This window comes from Spirosoma endbachense, from assembly GCF_010233585.1.
Lineage (GTDB): Bacteria > Bacteroidota > Bacteroidia > Cytophagales > Spirosomataceae > Spirosoma > Spirosoma endbachense.
In genome coordinates this window covers 1,051,546-1,065,476 of record NZ_CP045997.1, presented here as the reverse complement: position 1 = coordinate 1,065,476, position 13,931 = coordinate 1,051,546, and the positions used below count along the sequence as shown (strand labels likewise).

The 13,931-nt window shown below is 50.6% G+C and carries 7 protein-coding genes; 6 read left to right on the top strand and 1 reads right to left on the bottom strand.

What is annotated here, in order from left to right; genetic code table 11:
* The first annotated feature begins 62 nt into the window (after positions 1–62).
* The 5 genes from GJR95_RS04310 (at position 63) to GJR95_RS04290 (ending at position 9,403) form a co-directional block, all read left to right on the top strand.
* Positions 63–1,184, top strand: a complete 1,122-nt coding sequence (locus GJR95_RS04310; protein WP_162384710.1) for a FecR family protein — start codon at positions 63–65, stop codon at positions 1,182–1,184.
* Between the two features lie 131 nt (positions 1,185–1,315).
* Complete coding sequence (locus GJR95_RS04305) at positions 1,316–4,717, top strand: TonB-dependent receptor (RefSeq protein ID WP_232541077.1); 3,402 nt, start codon at positions 1,316–1,318, stop codon at positions 4,715–4,717.
* Positions 4,718–4,730: 13 nt separating this feature from the next.
* On the top strand, positions 4,731–6,239 hold the full coding sequence (locus GJR95_RS04300) for a RagB/SusD family nutrient uptake outer membrane protein (protein WP_162384709.1): 1,509 nt from the start codon (positions 4,731–4,733) through the stop codon (positions 6,237–6,239).
* A 66-nt stretch (positions 6,240–6,305) separates the two neighbouring features.
* Positions 6,306–6,944, top strand: a complete 639-nt coding sequence (locus GJR95_RS04295; RefSeq protein WP_162384708.1) for a 3-keto-disaccharide hydrolase — start codon at positions 6,306–6,308, stop codon at positions 6,942–6,944.
* Between the two features lie 164 nt (positions 6,945–7,108).
* Positions 7,109–9,403 carry a DUF7133 domain-containing protein gene (locus tag GJR95_RS04290; RefSeq protein WP_162384707.1) on the top strand — a complete coding sequence of 765 codons (2,295 nt, stop codon included), beginning with the start codon at positions 7,109–7,111 and terminating at the stop codon, positions 9,401–9,403.
* A gap of 52 nt (positions 9,404–9,455) precedes the next feature.
* Here the strand turns inward: GJR95_RS04290 and GJR95_RS04285 are convergent, their stop codons facing one another.
* Complete coding sequence (locus GJR95_RS04285; protein WP_162384706.1) at positions 9,456–10,478, bottom strand: LacI family DNA-binding transcriptional regulator; 1,023 nt, start codon at positions 10,476–10,478, stop codon at positions 9,456–9,458.
* A gap of 372 nt (positions 10,479–10,850) precedes the next feature.
* Here GJR95_RS04285 and GJR95_RS04280 point away from each other — a divergent pair, with 372 nt between their 5' ends.
* Entirely contained in the window at positions 10,851–13,928 is a 3,078-nt protein-coding gene (locus GJR95_RS04280; RefSeq protein ID WP_162384705.1) for a SusC/RagA family TonB-linked outer membrane protein, read from the top strand.
* The last annotated feature ends 3 nt before the right edge of the window (positions 13,929–13,931 follow it).

Below are 13,931 nucleotides of genomic sequence, written 5' to 3'. Positions count from 1 at the left end.
TACTGAGTATTGTCCAACAAAACGCCCCTATTAACGAACGAGATGGTTGACTCTCATACGCTATGAACACGTATCAACACTATACCGTCGAGGATTTTCTGACCGATAACTGGTTTCTGGCCTGGGTAAAACATGATCAACCCGAAGCGCGGCAGTTTTGGGAGGAATGGCAAAAACAGAATCCTGCCCGACGACATACACTCCTGCTGGCTAAAGACATGGCCGAAGCCCTCAAAAACCGCCCGCATACCTTATCAGTCGAGCAGGAACTTCTGGAAGTAGAACGGATTGTTAAACTGACCCGCCACGTACCAACCTCCTCACGCTGGGTTGTGCTTAAGGCATCGTTGAACCAGTATCGCTGGCTGGCTGCGGCACTGTTACTCGTGGTTCTGGGTGCGGGTTGGTGGGTTAGTCAGCATCAGTCGCCAGTGATGCAACTGGCCAAAACCGAGCGATTCTCCGGTCAGGAAAATCGCTCAGACGAACAGTGGTTTAATCAGGTCAATGGCACCTCTCAACCGGTGGTCTTATCCCTACCCGATGGGAGCCAGATGACGCTGATGGCGCATAGTCAGGCATCGTATCCGCGCTCGTTCGATGCCGACAAACGGGAGGTGTATCTGAAAGGCGATGCGCTGTTCTCGGTTGTTCACGAAGGAAAGCGGCCTTTTCTGGTGTATAGTGGCACCCTGGTTACCCGCGTACTGGGAACACGATTCCGCGTTCAGGCGCGCCCCGGTGAAACCCACATGCGGGTGTCGGTTATATCCGGCAAAGTATCGGTCATGGACCAAAAAGCCTGGGCGGCTTCCCGAACGTCGAGCCGTAACCCGGTGTCGGGCGTGGTATTAACGGCCAATCAACAGGTAACCTACGATCCGGGTCAGCATAGCTATCAGAAAGAATTGGTACCCAGACCGTTGGTTATTGCTCCGGTAGCAGAAAGTCCGGAAACGTTCAATTTCGACGATGTAGCCGCTACAAACGTTTTCGACCGATTAAAAAAAGCCTATGGTGTAGAAATCATCTATGATGCTTCGGCCCTACGGCATTGCACCCTGACGGCCTCACTGGCGGGTGTCTCGCTGTATGATCAGCTTCAATTGCTGTGTGCATCCATTGGCGCATCGTATGAAGTAGTCGATACACGCATCATCATTACGAGCAAAGGCTGCTCCTGAATCCAGTTTAAAAAAATCCCGCTATGCTGCGAACATAGCGGGGGTATTTGACCGATCGGGCGGCAATTTCGGGCCACCGCCGATCGGTGTAGCTACTCCTTTGCCCGGAATAACTAAACCTACCACAAGTTATGTACAAGTTTACAAACCACGAAACGATTCGGATGCTTATGCGAATTTCGCTACTCCAGTTGTTGCTTACGGTTGCGTTGGCGAATGGGGTGCTGGCAGCTAAGGGCCAGGAGCTTCTGGAGCAACGGATCAGCCTTCGGCTCGATAATAACACGATCCGGCAGGCTCTGCTGACGCTGGAAAAAACCGCCCATGTCAAGTTCGTATATAGCCGGCAGATTGTCCAGATCGACCGGAAGGTTTCATTGTCGGCCTCAGAAGAAAAACTGGCCATTGTGCTCGAACGACTATTGAAACCGCTGCAACTTCGATATGTGGTTACGGGTAGCCAGATTGCCATTGTACGTGGACCAACAACAGAGGACGTTGGCGATCTGGACCCCGCTCCTTATTCAGCGTCCGCTGAGTCTGTCGACCTAACCATCACCGGGGTTGTCACCAGCGAAACGGGCGAAGGGTTGCCGGGTGTAAGTGTCGTACTCAAAGGTACTACGCGCGGCACCACCACCGATGCACAGGGCAACTACAAGCTTGTCGTTCCCGATGATCCGGGCAACAGGGCGACTACAACGCTGGTTTTTTCGTTTGTTGGCTACAGCAATCAGGAAGTGCTCGTTGGCAACCGTACTACAGTGGATGTGCAACTGGCTCCCGATCTGAAGTCGCTAAATGAAGTGGTTGTGGTTGGTTATGGTACGCAGCAAAAAGAAGATATCACCGGTGCCATTGCCATTGCTTCAGCTAAAGAACTCAAAGACCCACCTGTTGCGCAGGTTGCGCAAATGCTACAGGGTAAACTGGTTGGTGTACGTATTGACCAGGTGAGCGGACGGCCCGGCGAGGGAATGAATATAAAAGTTCGGGGTTCGGTTTCTATTACCGCTGGTGCTAATCCACTGTATGTTGTCGATGGAATGCCGATTACCGGTGATATCAATTCGATCAATCCGGCCGAAATTGAAAGCATCAGCGTGTTGAAAGACGCAGCTTCCTCGTCGCTCTACGGATCGCGGGCAGGGAATGGGGTCGTACTGATTCAGACGAAAACAGCTAAAGCGGGCAAAACACAAATCGACTTTAGCTCGTACTATGGCTTTGAAACGATTCCCAACGCCCGGAAGCTGAAAATGATGAACGCGGAGGAGTATGCCCAGTTTCAGAAGGAAATTGCCGAATCGAATGGCAGAGCCGTGAATCCGGCTTTCCAGAATCCGGCGCAATACGCCGGAAAAGGCACCAACTGGTTTGATGTTGTTACCCGAACCGCACCGGTTCAGAGTTATAATCTTAGCCTTCGTTCCGGCGCGAAAAACTTCCTTACCTCCGTTACTGGTGGCTATTTTAAAGAGGACGGGGTAGTGATTGGAACAGGTTTTCAACGGCTTTCGCTGCGGATAAATACCCTGTTTACGCCCAGCGATAAAATCAAAATCGGTTTCAATCTGGCGCCCAACTACTCCTACAATACCAATTTTGCCACCGATGGTGGGCCGTATGGCACCGAAAATATCATATCCGGAGCGCTGGCAACGAGTCCATTGGCCAGTCCTTACAATGCCGATGGGAGTCTGGCGCTGACCGCTTCGGATCCAGCTTCATTTGGCAACCCAAACTGGCTACGGGTTGCCCAGGAAAAAGTGTATAAGAACAAAACGCAGGGGCTGCTTTCGAATGCCTACGTTGAATACGAGATCATAAAAGGCTTAAAGGCCAAAACAACGGCTAATATTCAGCTAAGCAACAACAACATATTCCAGTTTAACCCGTCCACCATAGGCGTTTTGTTCACTCCTCCGCCCCGCATTCCGAGTGGCTCAGATAATACGACCCGGATGTATAACTGGGTGAATGAGAATTCACTAACATACCAGAACGAATTTAACGGTCATAGTATCGATGCGCTGGTCGATTTCACGGCTCAGCAGTTTCGGAGCGAGAACAACCTGATCACGGCAACCAATTATACCGATGATAAAGTGCAGGCAGTTAGTGCAGCCGGACGAGCTGTTGTTACCAGCGACGTACAGAAATGGGCCCTGCTGTCGTTTCTGGCCCGACTAAATTACAATTATAAAAGTAAATACCTCTTCACGGCATCGGTTCGTCGCGATGGTTCGTCGCGTTTTGGCCCCAACAATCGCTGGGGCAATTTCCCATCGGCTTCGGTGGGCTGGATTGTTTCAAAAGAGAATTTCTGGCGCGTAACGCCTGTTTCCTTTTTAAAGCTACGGGCTAGTTACGGCATCACGGGTAACTTCGAGATTGGTAACTACTCCTTCCGGTCGACGGTTGGCCCGGTCTACTACGACTTCGGCAATACACTTTTTCAGGGTAGAGCGGCCAATAATCTGGGCGACAATGACCTGGGCTGGGAACGCAAAAAGCAGTTTAACATCGGGGCCGATGTGTATCTGTTGAACGATCGGATTCAGTTGACGTATAACTATTACCGTACCACCTCCAGTGACCTGCTCTATAACGTTTCGGTTCCCGTGTCGTCGGGGTTTAGTAGCATTCAAACCAATATTGGTGAACTGAAATTCTGGGGACACGAAATTGGTCTTAATACGACCAATATCCGTAACAGCCGGTTCACCTGGACGACGACCCTCAATCTGTCATTCGACCGGAATCGGGTCGATAAACTATCGACCGAAAAAACCAATGCAATCTATCAGGGCATGGTCAATTATGGGTTTTACAGCCATATCTCGCAGGTTGGTTCGCCCGTTGGGTTGTTCTACGGAGCCGTCTGGGATGGCGTTTATAAAAATCAGCAGGATTTCGACAATTCGCCCAAATACACTGACTCGCAGGTAGGAACCATCAAGTTCAGGGATCTCAATGGTGATGGCAAGATTACATTCCCCGAAGATTATACCACAACCGGAACGCCCTGGCCCAAATTTATCTTTGGCCTGACTAATCAACTCAATTTCCGAAATTTTGATCTGGGTCTAACGATTACGGGGAATTATGGGAACCAGATTCTGGCCCACTATGAAAACTGGCTGACCAATCTTGATGGTCCGTTTAACGTGCTGGAAGAAGTAAAAGACCGCTGGAAATCACCCACCGAACCCGGTGCTGGCAAATACGGCAGTGTGCAACAGGGAACTACTTACCTGGAACGCGACCGCTGGAGTACCCGCTACCTCAAAGACGGCAGCTTCCTGTCGTTCAAGAACATTACCCTGGGCTACACCCTTCCGCTAAAAATAAAAACCATCCGGAGCCTGCGAGTATACAGCAGCATCCAGAATGCCTGGCTGATTACCAGCTATCCGGGAAATCCGGAAGTGAACACGCGGAATGTATCGAGCGGCAGTTCGCCGGGTGTCGACGAAGGATCGTACCCCGTTCCCCGCACGGTCAGTTTTGGAGTAAATATTGGTTTTTAAATAAGGAGTCGTCATGAAAATCAAACTCATAGCCATAAGTGTCCTGTTTCTTTCGCTCAGTGCCTGCCGTAACTTTCTGGATGTTATCCCGGAAACGTCGTTGACTTCAGATAGTTTCTACAAGTCGCAGGCAGACTTTGAACAGGCGGTCGGAGGTATTTACGCTCCCCTCCAGGGGATTTACAATCAGGATTGGATTCTGAACGAGATGCGTTCCGACAATACGTTCTTTATTTATAATGTTGCCCAGCGTGGCGGAAAGCCGCAGGAAGACCCGGCAACGTTTACGATTGAAACAAACAACACCTATACGGCTGGCAAGTGGACGAATTGTTATCTGATTATAGCCCGGGCCAATCAGGTACTAAAAACAATTGATGCCGCCAGTTTCGATGAAGCTGTCAAATCGAACCTGAAAGGACAGGCGCTTTTTTTGCGGGCCTTTGCGTATTTCGATCTGGTAAAGAATTTCGGCGGTGTTCCGCTATTTCTGGAACCAGCCACGGGCTATAAAGATACCTTTAAAGCAAGAGCAGAAGCCGCCGACGTCTATAAGCAGCTAATTATTGATGCCGCAGCAGCCGCCAAACTCTTACCCGCCAAAGCCTCGGCTCCAGGCCGGGCCACGTCGGGGGCAGCTTATACGCTCCTGGCCGATGCTTATATCAACCAAAAATCCTGGGCTGATGCCGAAGCAGCGCTGAAAACAGTGACAACACTTGGGTACAAACTCTTGCCCAGCTATGCGGATATTTTTAAGCCGACCAACAAAGGCAACAGCGAGCTAATTTTCGATGTGCAATATGCCGAGGGAACATCGCAGGCAATCTATAACGCACTGCCTTATCTGTTTATCCCCATCCTGGCAGACCCGTCGATCCTCACGGGTGTAAAGCCCGCATCGCAACAGAATTACGGCGGCTACAATGTGCCGACGCCCGATTTACTAAAGGTATATGAAGATACGCTTAAAGACCAGCGGTTTTCGGCGTCCATCGGCTTCTATACGGGCCCCTCACCCCTGATCGGAATAACGTCGTATAACCGTACGCCCTACATCAAAAAATACCTGCATCCACACGCCGTTTATGGACAAACGGCTGATAATGGACCGATCTACCGGTATGCCGAAGTCCTGTTAATGCTGGCTGAATCCACCAACGAGCAAGGCCGGCAGGCGGATGCTGCTGGCTATCTGAATCAGGTACGGGCGCGGGCGGGCTTACCGCCGTTGACCGGTGGTAGTCAGGCTGATATGCGGGCCAGTATTCTGAAGGAACGTCAGATCGAGCTGGCTTTTGAGAATAAACGCTGGCACGATCTGGTACGAAGCGGACTGGCTGTTCAGGTAATGACCGCCAAAGCTGCTAAAATCAAGGCTAATCCGCAGGCGTATTACTATCCGGCGGGTAGCGCACCTATTGCCACCGCTTTTAACGTTACGGACCGGGACCTGCTTTATCCGATTCCGGTGAGTGAAATCATTACCAATCCTGACCTGAAGCAGAATCCAGGGTATTGACTTGAGTTAACCCGTATCGCGTTTGGTTAAAGGGCGATACGGGTTCCGATCATTTCGTTTACACTTATGAAAACTTTTCTGTTTGTTTCCGCGATTGCTACCCTGTTTCTCGTGGGCTTCTTGCCTGTTCCTTCCAAAAGAAATGTTTCCCTTTTTGATGGCAAAACCTTTCGGGGTTGGGAAGGCGACACCGTAAACACCTGGCGGATTGAAAACGGTACCATTGCCGCCGGACAACCCGGCCAGATGGCCCCACACAACGATTTCCTGTGCACTACCCGCAGCTACGCCAACTTTGTGATGCGGCTAAAAGTCAGACTGATGGGCACGAAAGGATTTGTTAATGCGGGTATACAGTTTCGCAGCAAACGGCTCACGAACCCACCCTACGAAATGATTGGCTATCAGGCCGATTGGGGGCCCAAATACTGGGGAAGCCTGTACGATGAATCACGCCGGAAGGTAACGCTGGTCCAACCCGATTCCGTCCAACTTGCTAAATGGGTGAAAATTGACGACTGGAATACGTACGAAATCCGGGCCGAAAATCGCCGTATCCGCCTGTACGTCAATGGTCATCAAACGGTCGAGTATACCGAGTCGGACGAAACCATTCCACAATCGGGCTTGATTGGTCTGCAGATTCACGGAGCTGGCATAACGCAGGTTGCTTATAAAGAGATTACACTCGAAGAACTTCCTTAATGGATTTGTGGTGTCAGATGTGAGCATCTGACACCGCGAGGTTTCTGAAAACCTATTAGTACGAATAGTAGGTTTTGAAAAACCTCGCTCTATTGGTTTTAAGAAACCGACACCACAAATCCTGCCCAAAAAACTACGTCTACAACCTTGACCACTAGAATAGTATGAAACGTAATTTCTGGATTGCTGCCAGTAGTCTTCTCATTTCGGTATTGTGCCTTTCTGCTGCCCGGTATTCGGATCGTATCAATACCCAGTCGCAGGAGGACCCGTTCGAAACACCCCGTACGGTGAGTCAAACCCCATCGACCGTTCCGCTTTCTCCGCAGGAAAGCATGAAAACGTTCCGGCTACCCAAAGGCTATCACCTTGAACTGGTGGCCAGTGAACCGATGATTTCAGAGCCGGTGGCCCTGGCCTGGGATGGCAACGCCCGCTTGTATGTGGCGCAGATGGAAACCTACATGCAAACTGTACTGGCCACGGGCCAAAGTCAGCCTCGAAGCCGGATCATACTCCTGGAAGATACCAATGGCGACGGCAAAATGGATAAGCGTTCAGTGTTTATCGATCATTTATTGATGCCTCGCGCCATTCTGACTGTCGGCCATGAGCTACTGGTCAACGAAACGGATTCCTACAACATCTATGCCTATCGGGACACCAACGGCGATGGCAAAGCCGATAAAAAAAGACCCGTGTTTCAGAGTAAACGGAAGGCATTTGGCAATGTAGAACACCAGCGGAGCGGTCTGGACTGGAATCTGGATAACTGGATTTATGAAACCATCGATCCGATTCGCTATCGGTACAAAAATGGCATATTGAAAGCCGATACTCTGCCGAATGCCGCTGGCCAATGGGGCCTGACTCATGACGATTACGGGCGGGTATTTTTCAGCCGGGCGGCTGCCGGAATCGCAGCTTCGGGCTTCCAGATCAATCCGGCCTATGGGCAGCTTGATTTTCCGGATGCCTTTGAGGAGGGCTTTAACCATGTCTGGTCGGCAATCAAAACGCCCGATGTGAACGGTGGCCCAAAAACCCTTCGTCCCGATAGTACCATGGCCGATTTTACCTCCATCTGCGGACAGTCTGTTTTCCGGGGAGACCGGCTCCCAAACAGTATTTTCGGTGATTATATCGTAGCCGAGCCCGTTGCCAGAGTTATTCGACGGGCTAATATTCAGCACAAAGACGGGAAAGTTCTGCTGTCTAATGCCTATCATCAGGACGAGTTTATCTCATCGACCGATATGAATTTTCGGCCCATCAACACCTATACGGGGCCGGATGGCTGTCTATATATCCTGGATATGTACCGGGGCATCATTCAGGAATCGACCTGGGCTCAGCCGGGCAGTTACCTCTACGACCAGATCATGACCAAAGGGCTGGATAAGAACGTTCAACGGGGCCGGATTTATCGCCTGGTCTACGACAGCCTGAAGCCCGGACCCGCTCCCAACCTATTGAGCGACCCGACCCGAAAACTGATCACCTACCTGGCACATCCGAATGGCTGGTGGCGAGACAATGCCCAAAAAGAAATCATTGTCCGAAACGACAAATCCGTGATCGCATCGCTCAGGCAAATTGCTCTGGGCGAAAAAGGTCCATTAACCGAAAAACCATCGACCATTACCCGTATGCATGCGCTTTGGACGCTGGAGGGTCTCGACGCCATTGACAAACCGATCATCCTGGCCACACTGAACGATCCTGTTTCGGAGGTGCGAAAAACAGCGGTGTGGCTTAGTGAACCCTGGCTCAAAAAGAATGATGGTCAACTGCTCGACAAGCTGGAGTCGCTAAAAAACGACGAGAGCTACGATGTTCTTTCTCAACTGGTGTTATCACTTTCGTATAGCAAAGCCGATAAAGCCAAAGCTATCGTACAATCTGTTCTGACCGGTCATGCCGATAATATAGTACTGACAGGCATTGAGCGTACGTTGAAAAAAGCGGAAGAGACCCGAAAAATCGGCAGTAGTCGATTGGCAGCGTTGAACCCAGCCGATCGGCAACTGGTGCGGGAAGGTGCTCAGATTTTTACGGCGCTCTGTGCCACCTGCCACGGATCGCAGGGGCAGGGAACGCCTACGAAAATTGCTCCCCATCTGGCCGGGAAATTCAAATTACTGGAAAATCGCGACGAAGTGATCAAGATCCTGCTTCAAGGGCTGACTGGGCCTGTTGAGGGTGTTACGTACCATGAACTAATGCCGCCCATGGGCACCAACAGTGATGAATGGATTGCATCGGTCCTTACGTATGTCCGGTTGGAGTTGGGCATGCAGAGCTTCCCGGAAATGTCGTCGGGCTATATGAATAACTTCGTGTTGGTGAAACCGGAGCAGGTCAAAAAAATCCGGGAACAAACGGCTAGCCGCACAAAGCCCTGGACCTGGGACGAATTGATCAAAGAACGCGATCTGTTACGGCAGAGCCGGAAATGAGAACGTCTGTGACGTCGGTTATAAGTAACCGACGTCACATTTGCCATGCGTTCTATACTAACTCGCGCGTTGACTTCCGAATCACCAGAGCGGTATCCAGCACATGTGTTTCGGGTATAAACTGTTGGGGAGCATTGATTTGCCGTAGGAGTAACTGGGCTGCCAACTGCCCAATTTCATGAATGGGCTGCACAACAGAAGTCAAAGGTGGCGTAACAAACGTACTGTGGGGAGCATTGGAAAAGCCAACTAACGCGATGTCGTTCGGGATGGACAGCTCGTTTTCCTGAATACAGATAAGGGCTTCTACAGCCGTTGGGTCATTGACGGCAAACAACGCATCGGGTCGGTTGGGCATATCCAGCAGTAACTGTGTGCAACTTCGGGCGCGCCCTTCCACAAAATCGCAGTGCATTATCAACGAGTCATCAACGGGAAATTGATGCGTTTTTAAGGCATCGAGATACCCATTTAGCCGATTCCGGCCAATGGTCATATTCTCCGGACCCGCCAGATGGGCAATCCGTCGGCAACCCGTTTGAATGAGATGCTGAACGGCCATAAATGCACCTTTATAATCGTCCACCATGACTTTAGAGCCTTGCAGTTCATCGACAATCCGATTAAAAAACACAATCGGCAAACCCTTTCGTTGGGCTGCTACAATGTGTTCATAATCATTCGTCTCCCGCGTAATGGCCAGAATCAGGCCATCAACCCGGCTCGATACCATGGCCTGTAAATTATGCTTTTCAATGTCTAATGATTCGCTGGATTGCATAACCATTACCTTGTATCCAGTCGCATTGGCCACCTCCTGAATCCCCAAAATTACATTGGGGAAGTAGGCATGAACGAATTCAGGCACCATCACCCCAATAATATCCGTCTTGTTCTTCCGCAGGCTGGCGGCAACGGTGTTCGGCTGGTAATCAAGCTGATGCGCCAGATCCAGAACGGCCTTTTTGGTTTCTGGATTAATGTCGGGCGCATTGCGTAATGCCCTAGAAACAGTCGATATGGAGACATTGAGCTTAATGGCAATATCCCAGATAGTGGGTTGTTTACTTCTCATAGCTCAACCAATCCGATCAAAGCGTTTAGCCTATTCATTATTGTATTTTTTAGCGATAAGCCTTCTCTCTGAAAATACGTTAAAAAAAACCTACCCTGAACCGGCGAAAGACCGCCAGCTACCAATCCATCATTTTTCCTGACTAGTTCAGCGTTCCGATTCTGTTTCCGGCAACGTTTCCGGTAACGTTTTTTCACAAGAAAACCTCAAAAACAGCCAATTCTACTTGTTATCACGCCACTAATTCCTATAAATTCAAGGGTAGTTCAGAAAATAGACCTGCTGTTTGAGAGCAGTCTGTCGCTGGCAAAAACTACCTCTATCTGGCACGAAAGATCTGTACAATATAACTATTCCAATCCTTATATGCTCATGAACGAATCTCTAAAACAAGTAGGATGGGTATTCCTTTTTTTATCCTTACTAACTGTCAGTACAAAGCTGATGGCAAACGGAACACCAGGAATGTCGCCCAGGGCTGTTTCCATTAAAGGAACTGTTACCACCGAAACCGGCGAGACCTTACCGGGCGTGACGATTGCCGTAAAAGGCACAACCATTGGCACAACAACCAATGAGTCTGGTCAATACAGTCTTAGTATTCCTGATGGAAATGCTACGCTGGTATTCAGTTCGGTAGGGTATGAAAAACAGGAAGTATCGATTGGTAATGGCCGGACAACGATTAACGTCGTGTTGCAGGCCGACACCAAAGCATTAAATGAAGTGGTTGTGGTTGGCTATGGCACCCAACAACGACGGGATTTAACGGGATCGGTGGGGTCCGTAAAAGGTAAAGAACTGGAGAATCTGCCCGTTCGGGGTCCGCTCGAAGCCTTACAGGGGCGGGTTGCCGGGGTACAGATCACCAACAACAGCGGCTCGCCCGGCGCAGCCCCGAATGTACGAATCCGGGGTGTTACGTCGCTGAATGCGGGCAATGATCCCCTATACATTGTTGATGGCGTACCCATTACGGGCGATATCAGCGTCGTAAACCCAAATGATATTCAATCGATGGAGGTGCTGAAAGATGCCTCCGCCACGGCTATTTACGGTGCCAGAGGAGCCAACGGTATTATTATCGTGACAACAAAACGCGGGAAATCGGGTAAAACATCGATTGGGCTAAGCACCTACACCGGTTTTATGGATGTCAGAAAGACCGTACCCATGCTGGATGCCTATCAGGAGCGAGATTATATCCTGAATGCCGTGGCTAATGCCGGAGTTCCCGAAGTACGACTGGGCCTGGACACGCTCTTCCGGAATGGAGTTGCCCTGTATAATACCAACTGGCAGAACGAGATCTACCAGCGGGGGGCCGTTTCCAATTACGAAGTGTCATTACGGGGTGGAAATGAGAAAACCACCTACGCGGCCAGTCTGGGTTATTTTAATCAGAAAGGGGTCATCGTCAGTTCGGGTTATGATACCTATCGGGGCCGCTTCAGCATCGACCACCAGGCCTCCGCCCGCTTTAAAACAGGGGCTAACATTCTGCTATCTACCGCCAAACGTGACCGTGTTCCCGAAGGCGACGATATCAATGCAATTATACCAAATGCCATGCGGAATCTGCCTTTCTCACCCGTGTATAACCCCGATGGTTCGTATACCTACCTTGATCAGATTCAACGGCCTAATCCGGTAGGTCTGGCGATGCTAACCTCCTGGTTTACCGTCAGCAATCGGCTGGTGGGGAATGTATACGGCAACTACGATATCTGGAAGGGCCTAACCCTGCGTTCGACACTCAACGTCGATTATGCGGGCACTCGTGACGAGCGGTTTACGCCGAGCACCATTCAGGGTGGATCGGCCCGTCCCGGTACGGCGTCTTATGGCGATGTATTTACCTGGGTCAACGAAAACACCTTGAACTACACCCATTCCATTGGGCGGCATAGCGTGTCGGGCTTGCTGGGGTATAGTGTGCAGCAGTCTAAAAGTTTCAATCTGTCGGCGGCTGCCAGCCAGGGTGCAACCGATAACATCACCACGCTGAACGCAGCGGCCAGTCCAACGGGTGCGTCCAGTAGTAAATCGTCATGGGGTCTGGTCTCGTATTTTGCGCGTTTGAATTACAGCTACAACGATAAATACCTCCTGGCGGCTACGGTGCGTCAGGATGGTTCGTCCCGCTTCGGAGCCGACAAACGGTACGGTCTATTCCCGTCTGTTTCGGCTGGCTGGCGTATTTCGGAGGAGTCGTTTATGAAAAGCGTTCCGTTTATCAGCGACTTGAAATTACGCGCCAGTATGGGCGTTGTTGGTAACCAGTCTATCAGTGATTTTGGCGCACAGGGCTTGTATAGTACCGGTAGTAACTACCTCGGGAAAGCCGGGATTGCGCTGTCGGCTATTCCAAACCCATCCCTGAGCTGGGAATCGACCACACAATCCGATATTGGTCTGGATATTTCTTTCCTTCATAACCGGATTAACCTGACGGCCGATGCCTACCTGAAAAAGACAAATGCGCTGTTGTTGTCCGTGAACCTACCCACAACTACGGGATTTGGTTCTGCCCTGCAAAACGTGGGCAATACCCAGAATAAAGGACTGGAATTCAGCATTTCCAGCCAGAATATTGTGGGTGGTGCCGGGGGCTTTAGCTGGAGCACGGCGTTCAATATCTCCTTCAACCGAAACAAGATCCTGAGCTTATCGAACAACAATGCCGATATCATCCAGACCAGTGCCGATGCGACCTTTTATGGAACGGCTCCCCAGGGTCTTGGCCGGGTAGGTGAGCCGATTGGTGTCTTGTTCGGACAGGTCTACACAGGTCGGGTTTATGCTACTTCCGAAGAAGCAAAAGCCGCCAACATGCGGGATGGTAGCGCGTCGGGCCCATTTTATGTGGCCGGGGATATGATTTACAAGGATTTGAACGGAGATGGCATCATCAACGACGCCGACCGAACCATCGTCGGCAATGCGAATCCCAAGCACATTGGTGGCCTGACGAATAACTTTTCTTACAAGGGCTTCGATCTGTCGGTGTTTATGCAATGGTCATACGGCAACGACATCTTCAACGAAACCCGTGAGGCTTCGAACCGAAGTTTCGTGTATAATGCCGCCACGACCGAAGTGCTGCGAAGCTGGCGCAAAGAAGGTGATGTTACGGATGTTCCCCGCGGCACGCCCAGTACCATTGGCCGGAATGGATTTGCCTCCAGTCGGTGGGTCGAAGATGGTTCCTATCTGCGCGTGAAAACCGCCACACTGGGTTACACCTTTCCATCGGCTCTGCTCAAGCGGGTTAAGATTGATAATCTGCGACTGTATGTGTCCGGGCAAAATCTGTTCACGTTCACCAACTACTCGGGCATGGACCCCGAAGTGAACTTCCGCAGTACGTTGCCCCTGCTTCAGGGAATCGACCTGGGCACCTATCCGATGGTACGTACGATCACCTTTGGCCTGAATCTGGGACTCTAAACC

Excerpts from the sequence above, each read along its gene's own strand:
- GJR95_RS04310 (WP_162384710.1), top strand. The coding sequence starts at position 63 with ATGAACACGTATCAACACTATACCGTCGAGGATTTTCTGACCGATAAC.
- GJR95_RS04305 (WP_232541077.1), top strand. The coding sequence starts at position 1,316 with ATGTACAAGTTTACAAACCACGAAACGATTCGGATGCTTATGCGAATT.
- GJR95_RS04300 (WP_162384709.1), top strand. The coding sequence starts at position 4,731 with ATGAAAATCAAACTCATAGCCATAAGTGTCCTGTTTCTTTCGCTCAGT.
- GJR95_RS04295 (WP_162384708.1), top strand. The coding sequence starts at position 6,306 with ATGAAAACTTTTCTGTTTGTTTCCGCGATTGCTACCCTGTTTCTCGTG.
- GJR95_RS04290 (WP_162384707.1), top strand. The coding sequence starts at position 7,109 with ATGAAACGTAATTTCTGGATTGCTGCCAGTAGTCTTCTCATTTCGGTA.
- GJR95_RS04285 (WP_162384706.1), bottom strand. The coding sequence starts at position 10,478 with ATGAGAAGTAAACAACCCACTATCTGGGATATTGCCATTAAGCTCAAT.
- GJR95_RS04280 (WP_162384705.1), top strand. The coding sequence starts at position 10,851 with ATGAACGAATCTCTAAAACAAGTAGGATGGGTATTCCTTTTTTTATCC.